This is a genomic window from Kitasatospora sp. NPDC001119 (assembly GCF_053598475.1).
Map to the genome: position 1 here is coordinate 139,224 of NZ_JBSFKI010000023.1, position 25,217 is coordinate 164,440.

The 25,217-nt window shown below is 75.3% G+C and carries 28 protein-coding genes; 14 read left to right on the top strand and 14 right to left on the bottom strand.

Translation table 11 applies throughout. The annotated features are described in order from the left end of the window. Nucleotides 1-46: 46 nt before the first annotated feature. The 4 genes from fusA to ACWDD9_RS27275 all read right to left on the bottom strand — a co-directional run bounded on the left by fusA (nt 47) and on the right by ACWDD9_RS27275 (nt 4,757). A complete protein-coding gene (gene fusA, locus ACWDD9_RS27260) occupies nt 47-2,140 on the bottom strand; it encodes an elongation factor G (RefSeq protein ID WP_449812943.1) in 2,094 nt (697 codons plus the stop codon). Between the two features lie 366 nt (nt 2,141-2,506). After that, the gene (locus ACWDD9_RS27265) at nt 2,507-3,013 is read right to left on the bottom strand and encodes a hemerythrin domain-containing protein (protein WP_449812944.1); all 507 of its coding nucleotides are present in this window, start codon (nt 3,011-3,013) and stop codon (nt 2,507-2,509) included. Nucleotides 3,014-3,166: 153 nt separating this feature from the next. Then, nucleotides 3,167-3,745 carry a nuclear transport factor 2 family protein gene (locus tag ACWDD9_RS27270; RefSeq protein ID WP_449812945.1) on the bottom strand — a complete coding sequence of 193 codons (579 nt, stop codon included), beginning with the start codon at nt 3,743-3,745 and terminating at the stop codon, nt 3,167-3,169. A 70-nt stretch (nt 3,746-3,815) separates the two neighbouring features. Then, the gene (locus ACWDD9_RS27275; RefSeq protein WP_449812946.1) at nt 3,816-4,757 is read right to left on the bottom strand and encodes a DMT family transporter; all 942 of its coding nucleotides are present in this window, start codon (nt 4,755-4,757) and stop codon (nt 3,816-3,818) included. Nucleotides 4,758-4,806: 49 nt separating this feature from the next. Here ACWDD9_RS27275 and ACWDD9_RS27280 point away from each other — a divergent pair, with 49 nt between their 5' ends. The 3 genes from ACWDD9_RS27280 to ACWDD9_RS27290 all read left to right on the top strand — a co-directional run bounded on the left by ACWDD9_RS27280 (nt 4,807) and on the right by ACWDD9_RS27290 (nt 6,754). Beyond that, nucleotides 4,807-5,391: a MarR family winged helix-turn-helix transcriptional regulator gene (locus tag ACWDD9_RS27280; protein ID WP_449812947.1), complete on the top strand. Its 585-nt coding sequence runs from the start codon at nt 4,807-4,809 to the stop codon at nt 5,389-5,391. Between the two features lie 24 nt (nt 5,392-5,415). Then, a complete protein-coding gene (locus ACWDD9_RS27285; RefSeq protein ID WP_449812948.1) occupies nt 5,416-5,946 on the top strand; it encodes a DUF6328 family protein in 531 nt (176 codons plus the stop codon). A gap of 205 nt (nt 5,947-6,151) precedes the next feature. Continuing rightward, nucleotides 6,152-6,754 (top strand): AAA family ATPase, encoded by a 603-nt coding sequence (locus tag ACWDD9_RS27290; RefSeq protein WP_449812949.1) that lies wholly within the window; start codon nt 6,152-6,154, stop codon nt 6,752-6,754. Between the two features lie 25 nt (nt 6,755-6,779). Here the strand turns inward: ACWDD9_RS27290 and ACWDD9_RS27295 are convergent, their stop codons facing one another. Together ACWDD9_RS27295 and ACWDD9_RS27300 are read right to left on the bottom strand one after the other, a co-directional pair. After that, the gene (locus ACWDD9_RS27295; protein WP_449812950.1) at nt 6,780-7,169 is read right to left on the bottom strand and encodes a hypothetical protein; all 390 of its coding nucleotides are present in this window, start codon (nt 7,167-7,169) and stop codon (nt 6,780-6,782) included. Nucleotides 7,170-7,289: 120 nt separating this feature from the next. After that, nucleotides 7,290-7,700, bottom strand: coding sequence for a winged helix-turn-helix transcriptional regulator (locus ACWDD9_RS27300; protein WP_449812951.1), 411 nt, complete (start codon nt 7,698-7,700; stop codon nt 7,290-7,292). A 112-nt stretch (nt 7,701-7,812) separates the two neighbouring features. Here ACWDD9_RS27300 and ACWDD9_RS27305 point away from each other — a divergent pair, with 112 nt between their 5' ends. From ACWDD9_RS27305 to ACWDD9_RS27315, 3 genes are all read left to right on the top strand, one after another. Continuing rightward, nucleotides 7,813-8,751 (top strand): NADP-dependent oxidoreductase, encoded by a 939-nt coding sequence (locus ACWDD9_RS27305; RefSeq protein WP_449812977.1) that lies wholly within the window; start codon nt 7,813-7,815, stop codon nt 8,749-8,751. 478 nt (nt 8,752-9,229) lie between these two features. Next, nucleotides 9,230-9,457 (top strand): hypothetical protein, encoded by a 228-nt coding sequence (locus ACWDD9_RS27310; RefSeq protein WP_449812952.1) that lies wholly within the window; start codon nt 9,230-9,232, stop codon nt 9,455-9,457. Further along, nucleotides 9,454-10,083, top strand: a complete 630-nt coding sequence (locus ACWDD9_RS27315) for a helix-turn-helix domain-containing protein (protein ID WP_449812953.1) — start codon at nt 9,454-9,456, stop codon at nt 10,081-10,083. Before ACWDD9_RS27310 ends, ACWDD9_RS27315 begins: the two co-directional genes overlap by 4 nt. 41 nt (nt 10,084-10,124) lie before the next feature. Here ACWDD9_RS27315 and ACWDD9_RS27320 read toward each other — a convergent pair whose 3' ends face one another. Continuing rightward, on the bottom strand, nt 10,125-10,865 hold the full coding sequence (locus ACWDD9_RS27320; protein WP_449812954.1) for a helix-turn-helix domain-containing protein: 741 nt from the start codon (nt 10,863-10,865) through the stop codon (nt 10,125-10,127). Nucleotides 10,866-11,114: 249 nt separating this feature from the next. On the opposite strand from ACWDD9_RS27320, the gene ACWDD9_RS27325 reads away from it, so the two are divergent. Together ACWDD9_RS27325 and ACWDD9_RS27330 are read left to right on the top strand one after the other, a co-directional pair. After that, complete coding sequence (locus tag ACWDD9_RS27325) at nt 11,115-11,780, top strand: DUF4097 family beta strand repeat-containing protein (RefSeq protein WP_117485363.1); 666 nt, start codon at nt 11,115-11,117, stop codon at nt 11,778-11,780. Nucleotides 11,781-11,819: 39 nt separating this feature from the next. Beyond that, entirely contained in the window at nt 11,820-12,656 is an 837-nt protein-coding gene (locus tag ACWDD9_RS27330) for an alpha/beta fold hydrolase (RefSeq protein ID WP_449812955.1), read from the top strand. Nucleotides 12,657-12,930: 274 nt separating this feature from the next. On the opposite strand, the gene ACWDD9_RS27335 is transcribed toward ACWDD9_RS27330, so the two are convergent. Further along, nucleotides 12,931-14,088: an acyltransferase family protein gene (locus ACWDD9_RS27335; RefSeq protein ID WP_449812956.1), complete on the bottom strand. Its 1,158-nt coding sequence runs from the start codon at nt 14,086-14,088 to the stop codon at nt 12,931-12,933. Nucleotides 14,089-14,226: 138 nt separating this feature from the next. On the opposite strand from ACWDD9_RS27335, the gene ACWDD9_RS27340 reads away from it, so the two are divergent. Then, the gene (locus ACWDD9_RS27340) at nt 14,227-14,877 is read left to right on the top strand and encodes a GNAT family N-acetyltransferase (protein WP_449812957.1); all 651 of its coding nucleotides are present in this window, start codon (nt 14,227-14,229) and stop codon (nt 14,875-14,877) included. Nucleotides 14,878-14,971: 94 nt separating this feature from the next. Here the strand turns inward: ACWDD9_RS27340 and ACWDD9_RS27345 are convergent, their stop codons facing one another. After that, nucleotides 14,972-15,688 (bottom strand): HAD family hydrolase, encoded by a 717-nt coding sequence (locus tag ACWDD9_RS27345; protein ID WP_449812958.1) that lies wholly within the window; start codon nt 15,686-15,688, stop codon nt 14,972-14,974. A 37-nt stretch (nt 15,689-15,725) separates the two neighbouring features. Beyond that, nucleotides 15,726-16,343, bottom strand: coding sequence for a TetR/AcrR family transcriptional regulator (locus ACWDD9_RS27350; protein ID WP_449812959.1), 618 nt, complete (start codon nt 16,341-16,343; stop codon nt 15,726-15,728). Between the two features lie 160 nt (nt 16,344-16,503). Between ACWDD9_RS27350 and ACWDD9_RS27355 the strand changes: the two genes are divergently transcribed. Continuing rightward, nucleotides 16,504-17,205 carry an SDR family oxidoreductase gene (locus tag ACWDD9_RS27355; RefSeq protein WP_380744475.1) on the top strand — a complete coding sequence of 234 codons (702 nt, stop codon included), beginning with the start codon at nt 16,504-16,506 and terminating at the stop codon, nt 17,203-17,205. 72 nt (nt 17,206-17,277) lie between these two features. Then, nucleotides 17,278-17,700, top strand: a complete 423-nt coding sequence (locus ACWDD9_RS27360; protein ID WP_449812960.1) for a tautomerase family protein — start codon at nt 17,278-17,280, stop codon at nt 17,698-17,700. A 121-nt stretch (nt 17,701-17,821) separates the two neighbouring features. On the opposite strand, the gene ACWDD9_RS27365 is transcribed toward ACWDD9_RS27360, so the two are convergent. Together ACWDD9_RS27365 and ACWDD9_RS27370 are read right to left on the bottom strand one after the other, a co-directional pair. Beyond that, the gene (locus ACWDD9_RS27365; protein WP_449812961.1) at nt 17,822-19,027 is read right to left on the bottom strand and encodes an alpha/beta hydrolase family protein; all 1,206 of its coding nucleotides are present in this window, start codon (nt 19,025-19,027) and stop codon (nt 17,822-17,824) included. Between the two features lie 152 nt (nt 19,028-19,179). Then, a complete protein-coding gene (locus ACWDD9_RS27370; protein WP_449812962.1) occupies nt 19,180-19,512 on the bottom strand; it encodes an ArsR/SmtB family transcription factor in 333 nt (110 codons plus the stop codon). A gap of 132 nt (nt 19,513-19,644) precedes the next feature. On the opposite strand from ACWDD9_RS27370, the gene ACWDD9_RS27375 reads away from it, so the two are divergent. Continuing rightward, nucleotides 19,645-20,832: an MFS transporter gene (locus ACWDD9_RS27375; RefSeq protein ID WP_449812963.1), complete on the top strand. Its 1,188-nt coding sequence runs from the start codon at nt 19,645-19,647 to the stop codon at nt 20,830-20,832. 76 nt (nt 20,833-20,908) lie between these two features. On the opposite strand, the gene pgm is transcribed toward ACWDD9_RS27375, so the two are convergent. After that, the gene (gene pgm / locus ACWDD9_RS27380) at nt 20,909-22,549 is read right to left on the bottom strand and encodes a phosphoglucomutase (alpha-D-glucose-1,6-bisphosphate-dependent) (RefSeq protein WP_049656775.1); all 1,641 of its coding nucleotides are present in this window, start codon (nt 22,547-22,549) and stop codon (nt 20,909-20,911) included. 144 nt (nt 22,550-22,693) lie between these two features. Continuing rightward, complete coding sequence (locus ACWDD9_RS27385) at nt 22,694-22,993, bottom strand: YciI family protein (protein ID WP_449812964.1); 300 nt, start codon at nt 22,991-22,993, stop codon at nt 22,694-22,696. Between the two features lie 252 nt (nt 22,994-23,245). On the opposite strand from ACWDD9_RS27385, the gene ACWDD9_RS27390 reads away from it, so the two are divergent. Next, nucleotides 23,246-23,578 (top strand): hypothetical protein, encoded by a 333-nt coding sequence (locus ACWDD9_RS27390; protein WP_074006292.1) that lies wholly within the window; start codon nt 23,246-23,248, stop codon nt 23,576-23,578. A gap of 63 nt (nt 23,579-23,641) precedes the next feature. After that, nucleotides 23,642-25,162, top strand: a complete 1,521-nt coding sequence (locus tag ACWDD9_RS27395; RefSeq protein ID WP_449812965.1) for an FAD-binding protein — start codon at nt 23,642-23,644, stop codon at nt 25,160-25,162. Nucleotides 25,163-25,217 lie beyond the last annotated feature (55 nt).

The following is a 25,217-nucleotide window of genomic DNA, read 5'->3' on the forward strand; positions in this document are numbered from 1 at the left end:
GGCGGGCCCGGCCCCGCCGCGGGGACGGCGGGGCCGGGCGGCGGGCTCAGCCGGCCGGCGTGGGCGCGGGGGCGTAGCCGGCCGGGCGGGTGGTGAAGGTGCCGCGGCCCTGGGTGCGGCCGCGCAGGCGGCCCGCGTAGCCGAACAGTTCGGCGAGCGGGACCAGCGCGCCCACCCGGGCGGTGGCGCCGGGGCCGGGGTCGGGGTCGGTGGAGCGGACGTGGCCGCGGCGGGCGGCGAGGTCGCCGAGGACGGTGCCCAGCGCGTCCTCGGGCACGGTGACCGTCACCTCCGCGACCGGTTCCAGCAGGTGCATCCGCGAGGCGCGCAGGGCCTCGCGCAGGCCGAGGCGGGCGGCGGTGCGGAAGGCGAGCTCGGAGGAGTCCTTGGGGTGGGTGGCCCCGTCGGTGAGGGTGACGGCGACGCCGGTGACCGGGTGTCCGCCGAGCGGTCCTTCGGCCAGGGCGTCGCGGCAGCCCGCCTCGACGGCCTGCACGTACTCGCGCGGCACCCGGCCGCCGGTGACGGTGGAGGCGAAGGCGAACTCCGCTTCGGCGCCGTCCGGCAGGGGGTGGACGTCGAGGACGAGGTGGGCGAACTGGCCGGCGCCGCCGTCCTGTTTGGCGTGGCGGTGGACGAAGCCGGTGACGCCCTCGACGAGGGCCTCGCGCAGGGCGACGCGCGGGCGGCCGACGACCGCCTCGATCCCGCTGTCGCGCCGGACCTTCTCCACCGCGACCTCCAGGTGCAGTTCGCCCAGGCCGGACAGGGTGCGCTGGCCGGTCTCGGGGTCGGTGGCCACGCGCAGCGAGGGGTCCTCCTCGGCGAGGCGGGCGAGGGCGGCGGCCAACTTGTCGGTGTCGGTGGCGCGGCGGGCCTCGACGGCGACGGTGACGACCGGTTCGGCGCTCACGGGGGCCTCCAGGAGGATCGGGTGGTCGGGGTCGCACAGGGTGGCGCCGACGCGGGTGTGCTTGGGGCCGACGACGGCGACGATGTCGCCGGCGCGGGCGTGGTCGGTCTCGGTGTGGCGGTCGGCCAGGACGGTGAGGATGCGGGCGACGCGTTCGCGGCGGCCGGTGGCGGTGTCGAGCACGGTGGCTCCCTTGTGGAGGGTGCCGGCGTACACGCGCAGGTGGGTGAGGCGCCCAGTGGGGGCGGCCGTGACCTTGAACGCCAGGGCGGTCAGGGGCTGTTCGGGGTCGGGGTCGCGCTGCTGGGTACGGTCGGCGGAGCGGGTGGGCGGGACGTCGAGCGGGGAGGGCAGGTAGGCGACGGCGGCGTCCAGGAGCGGTTCGATGCCGCGGTTGCGGTAGGCGGAGCCGCACAGCACCACGACGGCCTCGCCGGTGCGGGTGAGGTCGCGCAGGGCTGCGGTGAGGGTGGCGGCGCCGACGGTTCCGTGGGCGCAGAACTCCTCCAGGGCCCGGGGGTGCAGTTCGGCGACGGCCTCCTCCAGGGCGCGGCGGCGTTCGGCGGCCGGGCCTTCGAGGTGGGCGGGCACCGGGCCGTGCGCCATGGCGCCGTCCTCGTGCCAGGTGAGGGCGCTCAGATGGACGAGGTCGACGACGCCGGTGAACGACTCCTCGGCGCCGATGGGCAGTTGGACGGCCAGCGGGCGCGGGTGGAGGCGTTCGCGGATGGAGTCGACGGCGGCGTCCAGGTCGGCACCGGCCCGGTCGAGCTTGTTGACGAAGGCGATGCGCGGCACGCCGTGGCGTTCGGCCTGGCGCCACACCGACTCGCTCTGCGGCTCGACGCCGGCGACCGCGTCGAACACCGCCACCGCGCCGTCCAGGACGCGCAGCGAGCGCTCGACCTCGTCGGCGAAGTCGACGTGGCCGGGGGTGTCGATGAGGTTGATCCGGTGCCCGGCCCAGGCGCAGCTGACAGCGGCGGCGAAGATGGTGATGCCGCGATCGCGTTCCTGGGGGTCGAAGTCGGTGACGGTGGTGCCGTCGTGGACCTCGCCGCGCTTGTGGGTGGTGCCGGTGAGGTAGAGGATCCGCTCGGTGACGGTGGTCTTGCCGGCGTCGACGTGGGCGAGGATGCCGAGGTTGCGGACGGCGGCGATGCCGGTGGCCGCGGCGGCGGTGCTGCTCGTGGTGGCGGTGCTCGCGGTGGTGGTGTGGGTGCGCATGGCCCGGGTGCCTTTCGAGGCGGTCCTGCTGGTGGGGTGGGCGCGCGATTCGGCAGTGCCGACGGACCGTCGGATTCGTTGCCACACAGTGGGCTTACGGCCTCACGGGCCGGTGTCAGACGGTGGCGGCACTGCTCCGGTGCCGGCCGCGCAGCGGGCACCGGGAGAGGCGGGACACCAGGATCACCTCGTACCGCGACGCGGGAGAGGGGGCGGCGGCACTCTGCTTCGGCATGGCCGCCCGCCCCCTCTCCCCGTCTCGTACGTCACGGTCGTCGCGTTCGGGCCGCGCGTCGGGGCGCGGCCGCGTGGCGAGTGTAGGGAAGGCGGACCGGACGGTGCGACGGGTTTTACGGTGCGCGGGTTCTACGGTGCCGGGTCCCGCGGCGCGCGGAAGCGCAGGACCGGTTCGGACCAGCCGTCGTCGCGCACCCCGGCGTCCAGGGCGGCGCCGATGGCCCGTTCCTCGTAGCCGAAGTGGGAGTCCATGATGGCGGCGAGCCCGTCGAGTTCGCGTCCGATCGCCTCCAGGTCGGCGTCGGGCCGTCCGGCGGCCTGGTCGGCGAGGTGCCGTACCCGGGTGAGGATGCCGGTGATGAAGCCGTGGTCCTCGACGAGGTTGGCGATGGTCGGCGCCAGGTCGGGGCGTTCGCGCAGGAGTTGGGCGAACAAGCCGTCGTCCTCGCCCTGGTGGTGGTTGGTCAGGGCGGTGCAGAAGGCCAGACAGTGGGTGAGGAGCCGGTCGTCGCCGCCGTCCGGGCGGGGCCGGCCGAGGTTCGCGCGCAGGTCGGCGAGGCGGCGGCGCAAGTCCTGGTGCGCGCGGGAGAGTTGCAGGCTGAGGGCGGCCGTACGGCCGGTGGAGGGGGAGGCCACGGGTGGCGGTCCCTTCGGTCGCGCACCTCCATGCCTGACGCGGTCCGTCACCGGCACGCGATGCTCGCGCCAGCAGATCACGTGATCCGCCCGGCGGGCAAGCGGCGGGGCCCCGGCCCAAGTGGCGCCCCGGCCGGTGCCCCGGGGCCGCCGTCACGCTCCGCCGGCGAGGTCGCGCAGGGTCGCCCCGGCCTTCGGGGTCAGGACGAGCGGGCCCCTGCCGCTCGTCCACACGGCCCGCACGTCCAGGCTCCGCAGGCGCCAGCCGTCGGGGGTGCGCACCGCCTCGCCGGTGAACGTGCCGCCGACGTCGAAGTGGCCGCCGGGCTCCTCGCCGCGCGCCCGCTGGGTGGAGGCGAGGTGGACGTGCGCCATGACGGCGTTCCAGCGCACCGCGGCCCGGTCCCCGTCCAGGTCGATCATGTGGTTGGCGCCCACGTGCTGGGTCCGCTCGAACTTCCCGAGGGTCGCCTGCTCGGACTCGGCCAGCCCGTCGATGCCCTCGTGGTCCCCCACCGGCGTGGTGATCCGCACGTCGGGGGTGAAGTAGCGCCGCGCCCACGCCTCGTCGAACCGCCCGCCGTCGCGGGGCACCGTGTCGAGGCTGAGCAGGTAGCCGTCGATGAGGCCGGTGATCTCGGCGCGGTCGGTGAGGACCCGGACCCGCTGTTCGAGCGCGGCGAGGTTCGCGGCGATGGTGTCGATGGCGGTGGCGGTGGTGGCGGTGGTCATGGCCCTGGCTCCTCGGGGTCGCCGTGCGCGGCGCGACCCGGTCCGGTCGCCCACCACGGAGGCTAGGACCTCAAGTCGACTTGAGATCAAGGTCCCGGTCCGCTGCCGGGCGGGCCCGCCCGGCAGCGGACTCGGCAGCGGGCTCGGCGGCGGGACGGACAGCGGTTTCGGCACGCGGCCGCCCGAGCAGGATGCCCGCCACGACCAGCGCCAGCCCCGCGCCCTGGCGCGGCCCGAAGGCGTCGCCGTCCAGCGCCGTGCCCAGCAGCACGCCGGTGAGCGGGTTGAGCAGCCCGAGCAGGCCCACGGTGCCGGCCGGCAGGTGGCGCAGTCCGGCGAACCAGCAGGCGAAGGCGAGCGCGGTGGCGATCACGGTGGTGTAGCCGAAGGCGAGCAGGGTGGGCGCGTCCGCCAGCGGGGGCGGGCCCTCGACGGCGGCGGCGAGCGGCAGCAGCACCAGGCCGCCCGCGGTCAGCTGCCAGGCGGTGGCGGCGAGCGGGTCGGCGCCCTCGCGCCAGCGGGCGGCCAGCACGTAGCCGACGGAGGAGACCAGCATCGCGGCCGCCGAGGCGGCCAGCCCGGCCCAGCCGATGCCCTCCCCCGGTCCGGCCAGGGCCAGCGCGACGCCGGCCAGGCCCACCACCGCCCCCGCCAGGTGCGCGCGGCGCGGGCGCGGGCCGGCCAGTGCCCAGGCGGTGAGCAGCATGGTCAGCGGGGAGGCGGCCATGACGGTGGCGGCGGCGCTGGTGGGCAGCAGTTGGGAGGCGAGGTAGAGCAGGACGAAGAAGACGGCGGTGTTGAGCAGGCCGAGCAGCGCGCTGCGCCACCACCAGGCGCCGTGCGGGCGGCGGCGGGCGAGGGCGAGGAGCAGCAGGCCGGCGGGCAGGGCGCGCAGCGCGGCGCCCCACAGGGGGTGGTCGGCGGGCAGGTGGGCGTGGGTGACCCAGTAGTTGGCGCCCCAGGCGACGGGGGCGAGGGCGGTGAGCAGGACCCACCGCGTATTGGCTTCCATGGAAGACAATATAGCTTCCCAGGAAGCTATCGGGGGTAGGATGGCGCCCATGGAGCACGGACAGGGACAGGGACACGGACAGCACGCCGACCACGCGGACCCCACCGACGCCGCGGACCACGTCGCCCGGGTCCAGGCCGAGTGGCGGCGCGAACGCCCCGACCTGGACGTCTCCCCGCAGGCCGTCATCGGGCGCCTGCATCGCCTCGCCGCCCGCCTGACCGCCGAGCTGACCCTCGTCTACCAGCGCTACGGCCTGGGCGAGGGCGAGTTCGACGTGCTCGCCGCGCTGCGCCGGGCCGGCGCCCCGTACGAGCGGGCCCCGGGCGAGCTGGCCGCGCACACGATGGTGACCACCGGGGCGATGACCAAGCGGATCGACCGCCTGGAGCGCGCCGGGCTGGTCACCCGCCGCCCGGCCGCCGACGACCGGCGCGGGCGCGTGGTCGCGCTCACCGACGCCGGCCGGCGCCTGATCGACGAGGCGTTCACGGCGCACATGCGCAACGAGCACCGGCTGCTGGCCCACCTGAGCCCCGAGGAGGCGGGCGCCCTGCAGGGGTTGCTCACCGTCTGGCAGCAGCGCCTGGACGGCACCGGGGGCGTGGACCCCGGTGCGACGCGCGGGGCCTGACGCCGGGCCGTGGGAAGCTGACGCATGACCAGTGCACCTCCCCCGGACTCCCCCTCGCCCGGCCACCGGTCCGACTCCGCTCCCCCGCCCGGCTGGGGGAACCCGGCCGTGCGCGCCGACCGGCGCCTGGTGGCGATGCTGCAGGAGCTGCGGGTGCTCCAGACCGGCGTGCAGATCGTCTTCGCGTTCCTGCTCGGCGTCGCCTTCACCCCGCGCTTCGCCCAGCTCTCCGACGCCCAGCAGGACGTCTACGTCACCACCCTGCTGCTGTCGGTCGTCGCCGCGGCCGTCCTGGCCACCCCCGTCGCCCTGCACCGCGGGCTGTACCGCCACCCGGGCAAGGAGCGGATCGTCGCCGTCTCCGTCCGCGTCGCCCAGGTGGGCCTGCTGCTGCTCGCCTCCGCGCTGACCGGCGCCGTGCTGCTGGTCCTGGACGTCGTCCTCGGCACGGCGCTCGCGGTGCCGATCACCTGCGGCATCGCGCTGATCTTCGCCGTGCTGTGGTTCGGCCTGCCCTGGGCGGTGCGCCGCTCCGCCCGCCGCGACAGCGCCTGACCGGACCCGGACGCCGCCGTACGGGTCCGTCCGCTGCCGGCCGTTCGCTGCCGCCGCCCGCGCCGGGGGGCGGTGCGGGCGGCGGACCACGGACCGGGCCGGGGCCGGCTTCCGGGCGCCGGGGGCCGGGCCGGGAGGCGCGCCCTCGGCCGCCTCCCCCACCCCCCGGAGCCCACCCGCACCCCGAACCGCTTACCGTGCCGGTATGCATACCGACGAAACCCCGTGGGACGTCCTGCTGATCGGCGGGGCCTCCGGCCTCGGCAAGAGCCGCGCCGCCGACCTCCTGCGCGTTCGACACGGCGCGTTCGTCGTCGAGTTCGACGACGTCGTGGCCGCCCTCCAGGCCGCCACCAACGCTGACAGCCACCCCGGCCTGCACCACTTCTCCGCCGTGCCCGACCCGGACGCGCTGGGCGCCGACCGCGTCCTGGAGCTCCAGATCGCCACCGCCCACGCCCTGGACGACGCGCTGCTCGGCGTCGTGCGCAACCGGCTCACCGTGGACGTGCCCGCGATCGTGGAGGGCGACTACCTCACCCCGGCCGCCGCCGCCCGCGCCGCCTCCGAGGCCGCCGAACAGGGCCGGCGGGTGCGCGCGGTCTTCCTGCACGAGGACGACCCGCGGAGCATCGGCGCCAACTACGCCGACCGCGAGCCCGACAGCGGCCCGCAGCCCGAGCGCGCAGCCGTCAGCGCCCGCTACAGCACCTGGCTCGCCGACCAGGCCCGCGCCCACGCGCTGCCCGTGGTCGAGTGCCGCCCGTACGCCACCCTGCCCGAGCGCCTGGCCGCAGCCCTGGCGTGACCCCCGGGGGCGGCGTGACGGCGGGTCAGCCCTCCTCGATGTCCGAGATCAGCTTGGTGCCCAGGTCGCTCTGCACCGCCAGCCGGGTGTGCCCGGCGTCGGGGCCGGTGCCCCAGGTCAGCGTGACGGTGGTGAACAGGTGCCCGGCGCCGGAGTCGTGGTAGCGCACCTCCCAACGGGTGGGCACGTCCTGGGCGCGCAGCACGCCGTCGGCGTGGTTGGCCTCCTCCCAGGCCGCCAGCCGCTGTCGGAAGTCCTCGGTGAGGTAGTGGGCGCGCAGTTCGGTGCCCAGGTCGTCGGTGCCGTCGGAGACGGCGTCGACGTAGGAGCCGAAGAAGTCGGCGACCCGGTCCACCGCGGAGTCCGGGCTGCCGCTGCGGACCGCGGAGTCCGCGGCGGTGTCGGTGTCGGTCATGAACGTCCCCATCCGTCAGGGCCGGGGCGTACTCCCGCTCCCGGCCGGTCGGTTCGACCCGTACGCCCAACGAGCCGCCCCGCCGGAGGTTGCGCCCCTACCGTCCCCGGTCTCCCCGGGTCAGTCCGGTGCCCGGTGGTCCTCGTCGTACGCGGCGCGGGCCGCCAGCACCTGGGGCATGTGGCTCTCCGCCCAGTCCTTGATCTGCCGGACGAGCGGCAGCAGGTCGTGCCCGAGCCCGGTGAGCTCGTAGTCGACGCGGGCGGGCACCCCGGCGGTGACGGTGCGGCTGACCAGGCCGTCGCGTTCCAGGGCGCGCAGGGTCTGGGTGAGCATCTTCTCGCTCACCCCGGCCAGGCGCCGGCGCAGGTCGCTGTAGCGCAGCGGCCCTTCGGCGAGGGCGGAGACGAGCAGGCTGACCCACTTGTCGCCGATCCGGTCCAGGAGTTGGCGGGCCGGGCACCAGGCGAGGTAGGCGTCGTAGGCGGCGGCCTCGGCGGCGCGGCGCCGGGCGGCGGTCGTGGTGGGCATCGGCCCACTCTCCTTTCCGTGCGGTACGCACCTTCGGGTACGTCCTTCCCCATGGAGAGTAACTCTCCTTAGGTTGGGTGGAGTTGCCGATTCGTGAGGGGTGGGTGTCGTGATGCGTGCCGTGGTGGTGCGGGAGTTCGGCGGTCCCGAGGTGCTGGAGCTGGTGGAGGTGGCGCTGCCGCGGCCGGGCCGCGGGCAGGTGCGGGTGCGGGTGGCGGCGGCCGGGGTCAACCCGGTGGACGCGGTCACCCGCTCCGGGGTGCTCGCCGGGGCCGGGCTGATGGCCCCGCGCGCGGTGACCGGCATCGGCTGGGACGTGGCCGGGACGGTGGACGCCGTCGGACCCGAGGTGACCCAATTCTCGCTCGGCCAGCCGGTGGTGGGCCTGCGCGACCGCCTGGACACCGACCTCGGCACCTACGCCGAGCACGTCGTCCTGGACGCGGACGCCCTCGCCCCCGCCCCGGCCGGCGCCACCCTCGCCCAGGCCGCGACCCTGCCGCTCAACGGCCTCACCGCGCTACAGGCCCTGGACCTGCTCGACCTGCCGACCGGCTCCACCGTCCTGGTCACCGGCGCGGCGGGCGGCGTCGGCGGCTTCGCCGTCGAACTGGCCGCCCTGCGCGGCCTGCGGGTGGTCGCGCTCGCCGGACAGGACGACGAGCCGCTGGTGCGCGACCTGGGCGCCGAGTGGTTCGTGCCGCGCACGGCACCCGACGTGGCCGCCGCCGTACGGGAGTCGGTGCCCGGCGGGGTCGACGGCGCCGTCGACGCCGCCCTGCTGGGCGTACGGGCCCTGGGCGCGGTGCGCGGCCGCGGCGCCTTCGTCGCGGTCGCGGCCGGCAGCGCCCCGGTGCCCCTGCGCGGCATCCGGGTCGCCAACGTGTGGATCACCGCCGACGGCCCGGCGCTGGCCCGCCTGTCCGACCTCGCCGCCGACGGCCGCCTCACCCTGCGGGTCGCCGACACCCTCCCGCTCGCCGACGCCGCCGACGCCCACCGCCGCCTGGAGGCCGGAGGCCTGCGCGGGCGGCTGCTCCTGACACCCTGACCGGTGGGCGGGGACGAGGAGAAGGCCTGCTCCCTGGACGGGGCAGGCCTTCTCCGATGTGATCCGCGTCACGGCGGGGCTGCGGCAACAGCGCTCCGCCCAGGGAGACCGTCCGGGTTGAGGGGAAGGGCTCTCGGGTTGCACTGTGGCAGCCGGCGGCGCCGCGACCAAGCCGGTCGGACGGCTTCGGACACTCCCGGACGCCGGACCGCCCCGAGCAGGCGCGATCCCGGCGACCTGCCCGAGGGCGCCCGGACGGTCTCGGACGGCTTCGGACACCACGCCGCACTGCCGGCGTCCGCGTGTCCGAACCCGTCCCGAAGACGGGTCAAGTCACCGCCTGCGAAGCCCGGTTGCCGCCCCCGGCCGGAACTTGCGCCACGCCTCGCGGCCGCGCATGATCTGGCCCAACCACCCGCCGGGTGGCCCAGGGGACGGCAATCCCCACGTCCGGGTTGAGGGTTCAGAAGGGACCACTGTGCTGCTCGAACTCCGATGCGCGGTACGGCGCACGCCGCCGCCCGCCACCCCGCCCGCCGAGGGCTCCGGCCTGCGGCGGGCCGCGCTGTCCGCCGTGTTCCTCGCGGTCGCCCTGGCCGGCGTCATCGCCCTGATCGTCCTCGGGTACGCCGTCGAGGCGCTGGTGACCGTCATCGTCACCGCCGCCGTCGAGGCCTCCGGAACGGCCGTGCGGGGGCGGCGATGACCGCACGCGAGGAGTTCATCTACGAACTGCAGAGACTCCACCGCCTCGCACCCGTGCGGTCCCTCGAAGATCTCTCACACGGAACCGGCCTGGGCCCCTCCACCGTGCACGAGATCATCCGGGGACGTCTTCTGCCTACAGAGGAGAAGATGAGAGCGCTGCTGAAAGCGATGGAGGTGGGTGATCACACCCACCGGCGCGCGCTGCTTCTTCACGGGGAAGCGATGGCGGAACTCCGCCCCCGTACGCAGACGTCCGCCAAGACGCCGCCCGCCCCCGACTGGCGCGTACCGGTCCCCGCCGCAGGCGAACCCGATCCCGTGCTGTTCTCCACCGTGAAGGAGTTCGTCGCGGGCCTGGAGGACGTCAGGGTCTGGGCCGGCGAGCCGTCGCTGCGGCGGCTGGAGGAGCGCAGCGCGCGGCTGCACCAGCAGCGGCAGACGGCCTACGGCAAGGTCCTGCGGCGCAGCACGATCTCCGACATGCTCAACGCGACGTCCCTTCCGCAGATGGAGAAGGTGCGGCACTTCCTGCAGATCTGCGGGGTGCGGGACATCGACGCGTGGGTGTACACGTGGCGGCGGGTGCGGACGATCGAGAAGGCCGCGCTGCGCCGGGCGGCCTGACCGTCACGGCCTCGGAGTAGGAAGTCGGCGGGGCCGACTTCCTACCCCGAGGCCTCGCCCTTGATAACAGTCGCGGGTTTGGTGTGGAGGACTTCGCGGGCCTGTTCGGCGGCGCGGACGATGCTTTCGCTGATGAAGTCGAGGAAGCGGGCGATGTTCTCCAGGCGGACGGCGGCGGGGGTGCCGGGGCCGAGGACGGCGACGCCCTGGCGGGCGGTCTCGATGACCCTGTCGTTGGCGCGGGCGCTGGCGATGACGGCCTGGTAGTAGAGCTCGTCGTCGACGATGTAGCGGTCGCGGCGGCGTTCGTCGCGTTCGCGGCGTACCAGGCTCTGGCTCTCCAGGAAGGCGATGGCCTTGGAGATGGAGGCGGGGCTGACCTGGAGGCGTTGGGCGAGTTCGGCGGCGGTGAGGCTGCCGGCGTCGGTGGTGGACAGGCAGGTGACCACGCGGGCGCCCATCCGGTTGAGGCCGGAACCCATGAGGACGGTGGTGAGCTGTTCCTCGTAGGCGGCCACGGCCTCGTCGTCGCGGCCGTGGGGGTGGGTGCCGGGCCGTGGGCCGGCCGTGGGGGCGGGGCGGCGGCGCTGGGCGCGGTGTTCGGTGGCGCGGTGGGCGAGGTCGGCGCGGTAGGCGACGGGGCCGCCGTTGCGCATGACCTCGCGGGTGACGGTCGAGGTGGGGCGTTCCAGGCGTCGGGCGATCTCGGCGTAGGGGAGGCTGTCGGCCAGCCCCAGTGCGATCTGCCGGCGTTCCTGCTGGGTGAGCCTGCCTCCCGGCATCGCGTTCTCCTCGGTGGTGGTGGCCGTGTGGTTCCCGGTCGGCCCCCACCTTAGCGTTCACCTTCAGACCATTGCAATGATCGGGGTGGCGTCCGTTGCGTTACCCGTGCGTCCGTTGCAACAGTTTCCCGCTATCCACCTGCTATTACGCCACTTTGACGCAACGAACTAGTTGCCGGGATCTTGAAAGCAACGTAGCGTTTCCAATGTCGGAAACACCGATGGAACGAAACCTCACAGGAGTGCAGCATGCAGAAGTTCGCCACCCCCGCCCCGGTCACCGTCGTCCTGGACATCCCCGGCGGGCGCGTGCGGTTCATCGCCGCCGAGCGCGTCGACACCACCGTCGAGGTCCGGGCCGCCGAGCCCGGCAAGGGCCGCGACGTCCGGGCCGCCGAGCAGACCGCCGTCACCTACGAGGACGGCGTCCTGCGGATCGTCACCTCCGCGTCCGGCGGCCAGCTGCTCGGCCCCACCGGCTCCCTGGAGGTCACCGTCCAGCTGCCGGCCGGCTCCGCCGTACGGGGCAAGGCCGCGGCCGCCGAACTGCGCGTCGTCGGCCGCCTGGGCGACGTCGCCTTCGACGGCGCGTACCGCCACACCAAGGTCGACGAGGCGGCGAGCCTGCACCTGAGCGCCGTCGACGGCGACGTCGAGGTCGGCCGCCTCGGCGGGCCCGCCCGGATCAGCACCACCCGGGGCGACATCCGCGTCACCGAGGCCCACCGGGGCACCGTCGAGCTGAGCACCCAGTCCGGGAGCATCACCGTCGGCGCCGCCGCCGGGGTCTGCGCCGCCCTGGACGCCGGCACCGGCCACGGCCGCGTCGCCAACTCCCTGCGCAACGACGGCGCCACCGTGCTCGACATCCGCGCCACCACCTCCCACGGCGACATCACCGCCCGCAGCCTCTGACCCCGTCCCGGGGCCCGACACCCGTCCAAGGGGGACACCATGACGAACAGCACCGCACCCGCGACCGAACCCGCCCCGTGGACCGGCCTGGTCCCGGTCGACGACACCGCCCTGGCCGCCACCGACACCGGCGGCCCCGGCCTGCCCGTGCTCTACCTCAACGGCCAGTTCGCCACCCAGGGCTACTGGCGGCGCGTCCTCGCCGACCTCGGCCCGGGCCTGCGGCACATCACCTATGACGAGCGGGCCCGCGGCCGGACGTCGAAGCGCTCCGCGGACTACTCCTTCGAGGCCGCCGTCCGGGACGTCGACGCCGTCCTCGCGGCCCGCGGCGTGCGGCGGGCCCTGCTGGTGGGCTGGTCCTACGGGGCGTTCGTCGCCGCGCACTGGGCCTCGCGCAACCCGGGCCGCGCCGTCGGCGCGGTCCTGGTGGACGGCGCGCTGCCCTACGACTGGCTGACCGAGGAGCTGGAGCGGCGCATCCGCACGCAGTTCCGGCGGTGGGCGCCGCTCATGGCGCTGGTCCGCCCCACCGGCCTGACCCCGCGGATGACCCACCGGCAGATGTCGGAGTCCAACATCGAACTCGGCAGGATCGGCAGCGCCGCCGCACTGGGCCCGGTGCTGGACGCCATCACCGTCCCGACCCGGTACGTGATCGCCTCGGGGACCTCGCTGGGCAGCAAGGGCGACGAGCAGGAGCTGATCCGCGCGGCCCTGCCGGCGGTCACCGCGCGCAACCCGCACATCCGGATCAGCGCGAAGGTGCCCAGCAACCACGGCGCGATCCTGAAGAAGGACTTCCGCGCCATCGCCGACGCGGTGCGCGAGGTCGCCGCCCTCGACGCCCCCGACCGCCCCGCCACCGGCCGCTGACGGCCCGTCCGCCGGAGCCTGCGGAACATCTCCACCGAGGACCACGCCTGGGGCGGCACGAAGCGGCCTCCCCACCTCTTCGGCGGCGCCCTGAACCACCTGCCGTTCGCCGAGTTCGCCCGGATCGCCGCGCGGCTCCCGTGGTCGGACCCCGAGCAGTTCCAACTGCTCGTCATGGGGGACGGTGAAGGCCACTTCCGGACACTCACCCTGGCCGACCTGCGGGCCTGGCCGACGGACTGAACGGCGCGCCCCTCGCCCGCACCCCCGTCCGTCAGCCGGCTCCCGCCGCCCGGCCGGCGAGGCGCCGTACCGCGGGGCGCTCGACCAGGGCGTGGCTGAGGGCGCCGGCGGCCAGGGTCGCGCCGAAGGCGGCGACGGTCAGCAGGGCGGCGAGCGGCGCGGGGTAGGTGCGGTCGCCGAACAGCAGGGGGCGGCCGTGGAAGAGGACGACGCCCTGGCAGAGGTAGAAGCCGAAGGAGACGGCGCCCAGCCACTGGGCCGGGCGGCGCGGCGGCGGGTCCCCGGCGCCGCGCCGCAGGTCGTGCTGGGCGGCGGCGCAGATGACCAGCGCGAGCGGCAGGACCATCGGCAGGACGAAGTCGTAGGGCGAGGGGACGGCGAGCGCGAGCGCGTAGGCGGGCGCCACCAGGAGGGCGGCGGCGGCCAGGGGGACGCGCGGGGCGCGGTCGGCGGCGACGGCGCGGGCCAGCAGCATGCCGAGGACGAACTCCGGCAGCCGGGCCGGCGGGAAGAGGTAGCCGAACCACAGCTGGTCGAGGGAGACGGGCAGTTGGGGGATCCGGGGCCGGTCGGACAGCAGGACCGCGTCGGCTCCCGCGACGGCCGCGGCGGCCAGCAGGGCGGCGGCCAGGGCCGGGCGCAGGGCGCGTGCGGGCAGGCGCCGTACGGCGCGGTGCAGGAGCGGGAAGAGCAGGTAGAACAGGGCCTCGCAGCACAGCGACCAACTGGGCATGTTCATCCCGGAGTTGATGTCCGGGTCGGGCGAGTAGGCGTGGACGAGCAGGAGGTTGGGCAGCCAGGTGCGCACCGGGGCGGCCCAGGCGAACAGGAGGGCGGCGGCCGCCCACATCGCCAGGTGGCTGGGGTAGATCCGGGCCAGGCGCCGGCGCCAGAACGCGGCGGGGCGTTCGCGCTCGCGCGCGGACCAGGTCAGGACGAAGCCGCTGAGGACGAAGAAGAACGAGACCCCGGCGTAGCCGGCCTTGGAGGTGGCGTGGGCGAGGGTGGCGGCGAGGCGGGGGTCGGCGAAGAAGCCGAGCGGGGCGCCGGGGTGCAGCGGGTCGGCGACGAGGAAGGCGTGGAAGAGGAAGACGGCGAGGGCGGCGGCGAAGCGCAGGGAGGTGAGGGTGGGCAGGCGGTGCGGGGGTGGCGGTCCTCCGACCAGCCGAGTATCACTTCGTGCGCTCATCGCACGACTGTAGGTGACGGCGCGTCAAGTCGGGTCGCCGCCGCTGTCCCCCGGGAGGTGGATTCGGGGCGGAGGCGGACGTGAAGGCGAGGTGGAAATGGCGGTGCGCGGCGCGGGCGGGCTGGGCACACTGGCTCGATGATCATCGACCACTGGCCCCTGCGGGGGCTGCGCGTGTCCTCGCCCCGCCTGGAGCTGCGCCTGCCCACCGAGGACGAACTCGCCGAGGTGGCCGACGTCGCCGCCCGCGGCGTCCACCCGCCCGAGGAGCGCCCGTTCCTGACGCCGTGGGGCGAGCTGCCGCCGGCCGAACGGGCCCGGCACGTGGTGCAGTTGCACTGGCGGCGGCTGGGGCGCTGGAGCGCGCAGGACTGGGCGCTGAACCTGGTGGCCTTCCACGAGGGACGCCCGGTGGGCATCCAGGACATGCGCGCCGAGGAGTTCGGCGTGCGGCGCGAGATCGTCTCGGGCTCCTGGCTCGGCCTGGAGCACCAGGGCAAGGGCCTGGGCACCGAGATGCGCGCCGCGATGCTCCACCTGGCCTTCGCGGAGCTGGGGACGCGGTCGGCGAGGTCGCTGTCCTTCGCCGACAACCACTCCTCCCTGGCCGTCTCGCGCCGGCTCGGCTACCGCGGCGACGGCATCGACCGCGACGTCCTGGACGGGCGGGTGGTGGTCTCCCAGCGCCTGCGCCTGACCCCCGAGGCCTGGGCCGGGCACGCCCTCACCCCGGTCACCGTCACCGGCCTGGACGAGGGCTGCCGCGCCCTGTTCGGCCTCGACGACTGAGCGGCCGACCGGGACGAGCGGCGCAGCGCGCCCACTCCCCCGCGACGCGGGAAGTCGGCCCGGCCGACTTCCCGCGCGACCGGGCGGCCCCGGCTCAGGTCCGCAGGGCGGCGGGCAGTTCGGCCAGGGTGTGCAGGACGTGGATGCCGTCGTCGACCGGGGTGCGGGAGGCGGCGCGGTCGAGCCAGAAGGGGCGCAGGCCGGCGCCCCGGGCGCCGAGGGCGTCCAGGTCGTACCTGTCGCCGACGTAGGCGACCTCGTGCGGGGGCAGGCCCAGGCGGGCGCAGCCGGTCAGGAAGATGGCGGGGGCGGGTTTGGCCTCGCCGGGCCGGTCGGAGCCGACGAGGGCGGTGTCGGCGAAGTGGTGCAGCAGGCCGGTGGCGTGGAGTTTGGGGCGCTGCTGGTCCATCGGGGCGTTGGAGACGATCCCGAGCCGGTGGGTGGGGGCGAGGGCGGCGAGGACGGGGGCGGCGTCGGGGAAGGCGGTCCAGGCGGCGTCGCGGTGGGCGGTGTAGCCGGCGAACCAGGCGGTGGCGGCCTCGTCGGGCATGGCGGCGGTGTCCTCGCCGAGGCGGGCGAGGAAGCGGCGGACGCGTTCGCGCTGCTGGCCGGTGAAGGTGAGTTCCCCGGCCAGGAAGCGGGCGTACTGCTCGTCCAGGATCTCGCGCCACAGCGCCACCGCCGTCTGCGGGTCGGGGACGCGGTGCAGGAGGTCGAGGTGGCGCAGGTGGGCGAGGATGCCCGCCCGTTCCGAGCCCGAGTAGTCGAACAGGGTGTCGTCGACGTCGAAGAGCACGCCTCTGATCGGCACGGTCCGTCCTTTCGCCAGGTCCACGTACGTACGGACCCTACGCGGTCGCCGGCTCCCCGCTCCCGTTTCCGTCCCCGTCTCCGTCGTCGATGGCCAGGCGGTGGCGGGCGGCGGCCAGGAACTCCCCGGACAGGTCGGGGTCCTGGCTCGCCCGGGCGAGCAGCAGTGCTCCGACCATGGTGGACAGGTCGGCGAGCGCCTCCTGCCGTTCGGCGGGTTCGGGCAGGGCCGCCAGGGCGTCGACGAGGTCGCGCAGTCCGGCGGTGTAGGCGGTGCGCAGCGGGGTGCCGGGTTCGGTGCGGGCGGCGTCGGCGGCGAGGGCGGCGGCGGCGCAGCCGTGGCCGGGGTGGTCGCGGTGGAGTTCGGACAGGTAGCGGTGGAGGAACTCGGCGCGGGGGGTGCGCCGGGCGGGCGGCTGGTCGGCGAGTTGTTCCATGGCGTCGCGCCGTTCGGTGAAGGCGGCGGTGAGGGCCTCGGCGAGGAGGTCGTCCTTGGAGGCGAAGTGCCGGTAGAAGCCGCCGTGGGTGAGTCCGGCGGCGGCCATCGCCTCGGGGACGCTGACCTGGTCGGCGCCCTTCTCGCGGATCAGGCGGGCGGTGTGGTCGACGACCCGGCTGCGGGTGCGTTCGGCCTCGGCGCGGGACACGCGGGGCATGCCGCGGCTCCTTCCCTCTCGTACGACGCGTGGTGCGTCCGGTCGGTGCTTCCACTTGGTGCGTCCACTTTCCCATCCCCTTTAGATGATGGTAATAATCTAAATGCTGCGGCACCCGCCGGCGACGGCCCGTGCCGCCCCGAGAGCGAGGAGATGCACCATGACCGTGATCGAAGGCTCCACCGCCCTGGTCACCGGAGGCCGCCGGGGCCTGGGCCGGGCGTTCACCGCGGAACTGCTGGCCCGCGGCGCGAAGAAGGTCTATGCCACCGCCCGCACCCCCGACACCAGCGAGGACCCGCGCGTGGAGGTCCTCGCGCTGGACGTCACCGACGACGCCTCGGTGGCCGCCCTCGCGGCCCGCGCCGACGACGTCGACATCGTCTTCAACAACGCCGGCGTCCTGTACCCGGCGCCGCTGCTCAGCGCCGACCTCGCGCTGGTCCGGGACACCTTCGAGACCAACGTGCTCGGCCCGCTGCGCATCGCCCAGGCCTTCGCCCCGGTGCTGGCCGCCCGCGGCGGCGGCGCGCTGGTCGACATCCACTCGCTGCTGTCCTGGGGCGCCGGGGCCGGGGCCTACGGGGCCTCCAAGGCCGCGCTGTGGTCCCTGACCAACTCGCTGCGCCTGGAGCTCGCCGCCCAGCGCACGCAGGTCGTCGGCGTGCACCTGGGCTTCGCGGACACCGAGATGGTCGCGGCCGTCCCGGTCGACAAGATCCCGCCCGCCGAGGTGGCCCGCGCCGTCCTGGACGGCGTCGAGCGCGGCGACCACGAGGTGCTGGTCGACGACGCCACCCGGGCCCTGAAGGCCGCCCTGTCGGGCCCCGTGGACGACCTGGCCGTCCTCGGCCGCCGCTGACACCCCGGCAGGACCACCGGCCCGACCGCCGACGAAAAACCCCGACCCGACCGACGACCAGGAGGAACCGCCATGCCCCTGTGGCACGTCTACCACCCGCCCGGCACCTACGACCCCGGGCAGAAGAAGCAGCTCTCCACCGACATCACGGGCTTCTACACCCGCTTCGGACTGCCGAAGTTCTACGTGGTGGTCCTCTTCCACGAGGTCGCCGCCGACTCCTTCCACGTCGGCGGCCAGCCGCACGGCGCGGCCGTACGGGTTGTGGTCGAGCACATCGCCCGCCACACCGAGGACCCGGACCTGCGCAGGCGCACCCGCGAGGCGCTCGCTGCCCTCCTCGCGCCCCACACCACCGACCGCGGCCTGTACTGCGAGTTCCACGTCGACGAGACGCCGCGGAACCTGTGGATGATCGACGGCCTCACCCCGCCCCCGGAGCAGAGCGAGACCGAGAAGCTGTGGGCCCGGGAGAACCGCCCGCTCCCGTACTGACGCGCCCGCGCCGACACCGCCATCGTCGATCCCGACGGTGGCGGTTTCGGCGCGAGACGCCACGGTCCCGGACCTCGGGGCGGCGCACAGCGGGCCGAACGGGCTTGCGGGCAGCGGGGGTTCACGCGTCGAAGCGGATCTCGGGCCACTGCGGCACGGGGGCGTCCAGCAGCGGGGCGGGGATGCCGCGCAGGTGGAGGCCGAAGTAGGCGGTGAGGTAGGCGCGTTGGGCGGCGACGGCGCGCTGCGGGTCGCCGGTGCCGAGGAAGTGCTCCAGCCGGTCGGCGGGCCAGGCGAAGACGGACTGCCCCTGGGGGACGAGCAGCTGCAGGTCGCAGTAGGACAGGTGGCCGGAGCGGGTGAGGGTCAGGCGCCGGCGCCAGCCGGTCAGGTGCGGCCACAGGGTGTCCCACATGGTGTCGCGGGCGGGGCTGTCCCAGGCGGAGGCCATCAGCAGCAGGGGGCGGGTCTGGTCGGCGGTGGCGGCGGGGCCGAACAGGGGGCCGTCCAGGACCGCGCCGGCGCGGATGCGCGGGTCCTCGTACAGGGCGTGGGCGGTGGTGGCGCCGCCCATGGAGTGGCCGAACATGCCGACGGCGCCGAGGTCGAGGGCGCCGTCCAGGCCGGCGGGCAGCGGGCCGGCCGCCAGGCGGTCGAGCAGGCAGCGCACGTCGGCGGCGCGGTAGGCGACGATCGCGGCGTCGGTCATCGCCTGGACGCGGGCCTTGTCGCGCACCTCCAGGCGGTGGCCGGGGAACTCGACCTCCCCGGCGTCGTAGGTGTGGTCGACGGCGGCGACGACGTGGCCGCGGGAGGCGAGCTCCTCGGCCAGCGCGGTGTTGAAGGCGCTGTCGGCGCCGGAGCCGTGGGAGTTGAGGACCACGGGGTGGCGGCGGGTGCGGTCGGCGGGGGCGTCCGGGCGGGCGTGGGTGGCGGGCCAGGCGAGGCGGGCGCCGGGGACGGCGAAGTAGTCGGCCTGCAGGTGGGCGGTCTCGGCGGGGCTCATCCACGGCGCGTACGGGCCCCGGGCACCCGGGGCGGCGGGGTACCAGAGGCGGGCGCGCAGTTCGCGCGGGCGCGGCGCGGGGGCCCAGGCGTCGGTGCGGGCCGGGTCGTCCAGGTACAGCAGGGCGGTGCCCACGGGGCGGGGGCCGGTGGGCGCGGGCAGGCTCAGGCAGGGCCGCCCCGCGGCGTCGGCCGGTACGGCGTCGGCGCGCACGGGCCCGCCGCCGGCGACGGCTCCGGCGGCGCCCAGGGCGAGCGCCCCGAGCACGCCCCGACGGCTGAGCGGACGGCCGGACGGAAGGCCGGGCTGGGATCTGGTCACGGGCGTGCTCCTGCGGCGATCGGGTCGGCGGGCGGCGTGCCCGTCCACCGTGCCGCCGGGCCCCGCCCGGGCGCGTCCGCCGGGGGCAGGAGCCCCCGCCGCGCCGTACGACCGCGGGCATAGGCCCGCGGCGGCAGCCCGGAGCCGGCCCCCTACCGCGCGGGGGCCGCCGGGGCCGCCAGGAGCGCGTCGAGCAGCCCGGGGAAGCGGCTGTCGAGGTCGGCGCGGCGCAGGCTGACGAAGCGGTTGCGCCCGGCGACGCGGGTAGTGGTGACGCCGGCCTCGCGCAGCACCCGCATGTGGTGGGAGACGGTCGACTTGTGGAGGTGGTCCAGGCCCAGGTCGCGCGGGCCGCAGGAGTGCTCGGCGTCGTCGGCGTAGCTGAGCAGCAGGGTCATGCGCACGGGGTCGCCCAGGGCGTGCAGGACGGTGACGAGGTCGATGTCGGCGGTGGCGGGCTGGGGAAGCCGCTCGTCGTCGGTCATGGCGCACGCTCCTCGGGCCGCCGGGGGACACAGATGGTTTGACAATCATCCACCAATCCCCGAGTGTTTGACGAGCGTCAAACTGTTGCATGCTTATCCAACAATCCGTTCCTGTGTCCCGGGGGGCCTCCCGTGCCCGTTCGTCTGCTCCTGCTCGCCCTCGGCACCTTCGCCATGGGCACCGACTCGATGGTCTTCGCCGGCATCCTCGGCCCGATCTCCGCCGACCTGGGGGTGTCGGTGCCGGCCGCCGGCCAGCTGGTCACCGTCTTCGCCCTCGGCTACGCGCTGCTGGCCCCGGTGCTGGCCACGCTCACCGCCCGCTGGCCGCGCCGGCGCCTGCTGCTGACCGCGCTCGTCGTGTTCAGCGCGGCCAACGCGCTCAGCGCGCTCGCCCCCACCTACGAACTGCTGCTGGCCACCCGGGTGCTGGCGGCGGCCGGCGCCGCCCTCTACACGCCGACCGCCAACGCGGTGGCCACCACGCTGGTCGCCCCCGAGCGGCGCGGCCGGGCGCTGGCCACCGTGCTCGGCGGCATGACGGTGGCCACCGCCCTCGGGGTGCCGCTGGGCACCTGGATCGGGCGCGCCGACTGGCGGATGACGATGTGGCTGGTCACCGCCCTGGGCGTGGCCGCCTTCGCCGGCCTGGCGGCGCTGCTGCGCGACCTGCCCGCCCCCGCCGCCGCCCCCACCCTCGCGGCGCGCCTGGCGCCGCTGGGCCGGCGCCGGGTGCTGGGCGCCGCCGCCACCACGCTGGTGTTCTTCCTCGCCTTCCAGAGCGTCTACATCTACCTGTCCACCGCGGTGTCCGGCGCCACCGGCGGCGACGCCGACCGGCTGAGCCTGGTCCTGCTGACCAGCGGCGTGATGTCGGTGGCCGGCAGCTGGCTGGGCGGGCGCCTGGTGGACCGCCTCGGGGTGCGGCGGGTGCTGCTGACCGGCTCGGCGGTGGCCGCGGCCGCGTTCACCGCGCTGCCCTGGCTGGGGCTCACCATGCCCGGGGCGCTGGCCTACGCGGTGGTGGTGCCGCTGGCCGGATGGGCGGTGTCGGTGGCGCTGCCGCACCGGCTGGCGTCGATCGACCCGGCCAACGCGCCGCTGCTGATCTCGCTGAACAGCAGCGCCCTGTACCTGGGGACGGCGGTCGGCGGCGTGGCCGGCTCGGCGGCGATCGCGGTGCTGGGCGGGCGCTGGTTCCCGTTCGCGGCGGCGGCGCTGGCGCTGGCCGCGTGCGCGGTCGCGGCGGCGACCACCCGCGACGAGCGGTCCGCCCGCGCGTCGGCCCCGGCCCCGCGGCAGGAACCGTCCCGCGCCTGAGGGACGACCTGCGCCCGGGCAGAGGCCCGTGCCCCGGTCCGGCAGGCCGCCGGACCGGGGCACGGGCGTACCGGGTTCAGCCCCGCAGGACCTCGCCGACCAGGGCGCGGGCCTCGTCCTGCACCCGGGCGAGGTGCTCGTCGCCGTGGAAGGACTCGGCGTAGATCTTGTACACGTCCTCGGTGCCCGAGGGCCGGGCCGCGAACCAGGCGTTCTCCGTACAGACCTTGATGCCGCCGATCAGGGCGCCGTTGCCGGGGGCCTTGGCGAGGACGGCGGTGATCTTCTCCCCGGCGATCTCGCCGGCGCCGACCCGCTCCGGGGACAGCCGGGCCAGGCGGGCCTTCTGCTCGCGGTCGGCGGGGGCGTCCACCCGGGCGTAGGAGGGGGCGCCGTGGCGCTCGGTCAGGTCGCGGTAGCGGGCACTGGGGGTCTCGCCGGTGACGGCGGTGATCTCGGCGGCCAGCAGGGCGAGCAGGATGCCGTCCTTGTCGGTGGTCCACACCCCGCCGTCGCGGCGCAGGAAGGAGGCGCCGGCGCTCTCCTCGCCGCCGAAGCCGATCGAGCCCTCCAGCAGGCCGTCGACGAACCACTTGAAGCCGACCGGGACCTCCACCAGGGCGCGGCCGAGGTCGGCGGCGACGCGGTCGAGCATCGAGGAGGAGACCAGGGTCTTGCCGACGCCCGCGTCGCCGGGCCAGTCGGCGCGGTGGCGGTAGAGGTAGTCGACGGCCACCGCCAGGTAGTGGTTGGGGTTCATCAGGCCGCCGTCGGGGGTGACGATGCCGTGCCGGTCGGCGTCGGCGTCGTTGCCGGTGGCGATGGCGTACTCGTCCTTGCGGCCGATGAGGGAGGCCATCGCGGCCGGGGAGGAGCAGTCCATGCGGATCTTCCCGTCCCAGTCCAGCGTCATGAACCGCCAGGTCGGGTCGGTCCGCGGGTTGACGACGGTCAGGTCCAGGCGGTGGGTCTCGGCGATGCGCGCCCAGTAGGCCACCGACGCGCCGCCCAGCGGGTCGGCGCCGATGCGCAGGCCCGCCTCCCGCACCGCGTCCAGGTCCAGGACGGAGGGCAGGTCCTCGACGTAGGCGGTGAGGTAGTCGTGGCGCCCGGTGGTGGCGGCGGCCAGCGCCCGCGCGTAGGGGACCTTCCTGACGCCGCGCATGCCCTCGCGGATCAGCTCGTTGGCGCGGTCCTGGATCCGGTTGGTGGCCTGCGAGCCGGCCGGCCCGCCGCTGGGCGGGTTGTACTTGAAGCCGCCGTCGCGCGGCGGGTTGTGCGAGGGGGTGACCACGATGCCGTCGGCGAGCGCGCGCGGGCTGCGCCGGTTGTGGGCGAGGATCGCGTGCGAGACCGCCGGGGTGGGGGTGTAGCCGTCGGCGGCGTCGATCAGCACGTGCACGCCGTTGGCGGCCAGCACCTCCAGGGCGGTGGCCTTGGCCGGCTCGGACAGGGCGTGGGTGTCCGCGCCCAGGAACACCGGTCCCGCGACGCCCTGTTCGGCCCGGTACTCGCAGATCGCCTGCGTGGTCGCGGCGATGTGGTCCTCGTTGAAGGCCCCGTCCAGCGACGAGCCCCGGTGCCCCGAGGTCCCGAACGCCACCCGCTGCCCGGGCTCCTGCGGATCCGGGTTCAGCGCGTAGTACGCCGTCACCAGCCGCGCCACGTCCACCAGGTCACCGGGCTGCGCCGGCTGCCCGGCCCGTGCGTGTGCCATCCGTCTTCTCCCGCCGAAAGTCGGTACTCGCGATACGTCCTCGCCCCGTGTTCACCGATCGTAGCCAGAACGCGACCGTGCCCCGAACCGCGCGAACGGCCCGGGGCACCACGGACGGACGGGGACCAACGGGGGCGGAGGGCCTCAGCCGGACAGCCGCTGGCGGTGGGCCGCCAGCTCCGGGGCGGTGGTGGTGGCGAGGAACTCCGTCACCCGGTACCGCGTCAACCCGGCCCGCACGAACGGGTCGGTGGCCACCAACGCCTCGATCCCGGCCCGGTCCCCGCCCACCGCGAGGATCACCCCGCCGTCGCGCGGCACCTTGCGCCCCGAGGCGAGGAAGGTGCCCGCCGCGTAGTGCTCCTCGAGCCACGCGATGTGCCGCGGCAGCGCCTCCTCGATCGACTCCAGGGCGGCGGTGTACGTCAACTCCAGTACGAACATGGCGCCCAGGCTAGCGTCCGCCACCGCGCCCGGAGGGTGCCGACCCCCATCCTGCCAGCTCAGGGCAACGCTCCGGTAGGACGCAGCACACCCTTCTTCCGCCTTGCCGCACCCCGCCCCGCGCCCGCAGACTCGTGCGCATCCCACCGCGAACCCCGCGCCCACCGCCCTGCCCAGGGCGGCCGGCGCGCACGGCGTGCTGCCCGCACGCGGCGGGAGGCAGCTCACGAACGGCGAAGGGGGACACGCGACATGAACGAGGACCTGGTGCTGAGGGCACGGGTACGGCTGCTGCTGAACGACGACTGGATCCTGTCCGGCGAGGACGCGCTGTGGGTCTACCGCACGCTGTTCGCGGTCAACCCGCGCGTCCACGCCCACCGGCTCGTCCACGCCCTGCTGGACGCGGTCCGCTCCCCGCTGGTGGCCGACCTGCCCCGGGCCCGGCTGGCCCTGCTGGAGGAGGCCGCGACGGCCACCGCCTGGATGGACAACGACCGGGACCCGTACCGGCCGATGCTCGTCAACGCCGTGCTCCACCGCCTCACCGCCCTGCGCGAACAGCTGGACGGTGCGGGGCAGTAGGTGATCACCCGATGGTTGCGGTACAACAATCCCTATTTGACGACTGATCGGAGAAATTCTGATATGAGCAGGTCAGGACTGTCACGCCGCGCCCTCCTCGCCTCGGCCGGCGCCGGCGCCGTCAGCGCCGTCATCGGCTGGAACACCGCCACCGCCGCCTGGGCCACCGAAGCCGACACCGGCGCCGGGACCGCCACGGGCGCCGACATCGCCCGACTGCCCGCCCTGGACGGCACGGTGACCCTCCAGGGCGCCGGCCTGGAACGCTTCGCCACCGACTTCGGCCACCTCGTCACCGCCACCCCCCGGGCCGTCCTGCGCCCCGGCTCGGTACGCGACGTGCAGCAGCTGGTCGCCTTCGCCCGCCGCCACCGCATCCCGGTGGCCGTCAACGGCCAGAGCGGCGACCTCGCCCAGCTCGGCGAGGCCGGCCTGGAGTCGCACTCCAGCTACGGCCAGGCCAACCCCCGCGGCGGCGTCGCCATCGACGCCCGCGGCCTGTCCAAGGTCCTGTCCGTGCGCCCCGGGCGCGCCGTCGTCGAGGCCGGGGCCACCTGGGCGCAGGTCACCGAGGCCGGCCTGGCCGCGGGCTGGGTGCCGCCGGTGCTCACCGACTACCTGCACCTGACGGTGGGCGGCACGCTGAGCGTCGGCGGCATCGGCGGCGGCGTCCAGCGCCACGGCATGCAGGTCGACAACGTGCTGGAACTGGACGTCGTCACCGGCACCGGCGAACTGGTCACCGCCTCCCCCACCCGCAACCGGGAACTGTTCGAGGCCGTGCTGGCCGGCGGCGGCCAGGTCGCCGTCATCGTGCGCGCCACCCTCGCCCTGGTGAAGGTCCGCGAACGCGCCCACGTCTTCTCGCTGTACTACGACGACCTGGACGCCTACCTCGCCGACCAGCAGAAGGTCATGGCCGAGCGCCGCTTCGACCTCCAGGTCGGCGACGTGGTGCGCAGCGAGGACGGTTCGCGCTGGCGGTACAAGGCGGAGCTGGTGGCGTTCGCGGACGCCGGGGGCGCGGTGGACCGGGCGGCGCTGCTGGCGGGGCTGCGCCCGGTGTCGAGCGAGGTGGTGGAGCAGAGCTGGCGGGAGTACGCGTTCCGGGTGGACGGCTTCGCCGGGTACCTGCGCGCGTCGGGGCTGTGGGCGCTGCCCAAGCCGTGGCTGAGCGTGTTCCTGCCGGCGTCCGCGGCGCGGGCGTTCATGGCGCGGGCGGCGGAGGTGCTGACCGCCGCCGACCTGGGGGCGGGGCTGCTGCTGTTCTACCCGTACCAGCGCTCGAAGGTGCGGGCGCCGCTGGCGGTGCTGCCCGGGCAGGAGGTGGGCTGGCACTTCGACCTGCTGGCGTTCCCGGGGCCGGGCTCGGACACGGCGGCGATGCTGGAGCGCAACCGGCGGCTGTACGACCTGGCGGTGGAGCTGGGCGGCAAGCGGTACCTGATCGGGGCGGTGCCGGGGATGACGGGGGCGGACTGGCGGCGCCACTACGGGGGGCTGTGGGAGACGGTGGCGCGGGCCAAGCGCCGCTGGGACCCGGCGGGGATCCTGACGCCGGGGCAGGGCATCCACGCGTCCTGACCGCTCCCCCGGTCCCGGGACCGCCCGTGTCCGGCGCGACGTCGGCGGGCGGCCC

Coding starts and splice junctions, on each gene's coding strand:
- fusA (WP_449812943.1), bottom strand. CDS start 2,140: ATGCGCACCCACACCACCACCGCGAGCACCGCCACCACGAGCAGCACC.
- ACWDD9_RS27270 (WP_449812945.1), bottom strand. CDS start 3,745: ATGACCACCGCCACCACCGCCACCGCCATCGACACCATCGCCGCGAAC.
- ACWDD9_RS27275 (WP_449812946.1), bottom strand. CDS start 4,757: ATGGAAGCCAATACGCGGTGGGTCCTGCTCACCGCCCTCGCCCCCGTC.
- ACWDD9_RS27280 (WP_449812947.1), top strand. CDS start 4,807: ATGGAGCACGGACAGGGACAGGGACACGGACAGCACGCCGACCACGCG.
- ACWDD9_RS27285 (WP_449812948.1), top strand. CDS start 5,416: ATGACCAGTGCACCTCCCCCGGACTCCCCCTCGCCCGGCCACCGGTCC.
- ACWDD9_RS27290 (WP_449812949.1), top strand. CDS start 6,152: ATGCATACCGACGAAACCCCGTGGGACGTCCTGCTGATCGGCGGGGCC.
- ACWDD9_RS27295 (WP_449812950.1), bottom strand. CDS start 7,169: ATGACCGACACCGACACCGCCGCGGACTCCGCGGTCCGCAGCGGCAGC.
- ACWDD9_RS27300 (WP_449812951.1), bottom strand. CDS start 7,700: ATGCCCACCACGACCGCCGCCCGGCGCCGCGCCGCCGAGGCCGCCGCC.
- ACWDD9_RS27305 (WP_449812977.1), top strand. CDS start 7,813: ATGCGTGCCGTGGTGGTGCGGGAGTTCGGCGGTCCCGAGGTGCTGGAG.
- ACWDD9_RS27315 (WP_449812953.1), top strand. CDS start 9,454: ATGACCGCACGCGAGGAGTTCATCTACGAACTGCAGAGACTCCACCGC.
- ACWDD9_RS27320 (WP_449812954.1), bottom strand. CDS start 10,865: ATGCCGGGAGGCAGGCTCACCCAGCAGGAACGCCGGCAGATCGCACTG.
- ACWDD9_RS27325 (WP_117485363.1), top strand. CDS start 11,115: ATGCAGAAGTTCGCCACCCCCGCCCCGGTCACCGTCGTCCTGGACATC.
- ACWDD9_RS27330 (WP_449812955.1), top strand. CDS start 11,820: ATGACGAACAGCACCGCACCCGCGACCGAACCCGCCCCGTGGACCGGC.
- ACWDD9_RS27335 (WP_449812956.1), bottom strand. CDS start 14,088: ATGAGCGCACGAAGTGATACTCGGCTGGTCGGAGGACCGCCACCCCCG.
- ACWDD9_RS27340 (WP_449812957.1), top strand. CDS start 14,227: ATGATCATCGACCACTGGCCCCTGCGGGGGCTGCGCGTGTCCTCGCCC.
- ACWDD9_RS27350 (WP_449812959.1), bottom strand. CDS start 16,343: ATGCCCCGCGTGTCCCGCGCCGAGGCCGAACGCACCCGCAGCCGGGTC.
- ACWDD9_RS27355 (WP_380744475.1), top strand. CDS start 16,504: ATGACCGTGATCGAAGGCTCCACCGCCCTGGTCACCGGAGGCCGCCGG.
- ACWDD9_RS27360 (WP_449812960.1), top strand. CDS start 17,278: ATGCCCCTGTGGCACGTCTACCACCCGCCCGGCACCTACGACCCCGGG.
- ACWDD9_RS27370 (WP_449812962.1), bottom strand. CDS start 19,512: ATGACCGACGACGAGCGGCTTCCCCAGCCCGCCACCGCCGACATCGAC.
- pgm (WP_049656775.1), bottom strand. CDS start 22,549: ATGGCACACGCACGGGCCGGGCAGCCGGCGCAGCCCGGTGACCTGGTG.
- ACWDD9_RS27385 (WP_449812964.1), bottom strand. CDS start 22,993: ATGTTCGTACTGGAGTTGACGTACACCGCCGCCCTGGAGTCGATCGAG.
- ACWDD9_RS27390 (WP_074006292.1), top strand. CDS start 23,246: ATGAACGAGGACCTGGTGCTGAGGGCACGGGTACGGCTGCTGCTGAAC.
- ACWDD9_RS27395 (WP_449812965.1), top strand. CDS start 23,642: ATGAGCAGGTCAGGACTGTCACGCCGCGCCCTCCTCGCCTCGGCCGGC.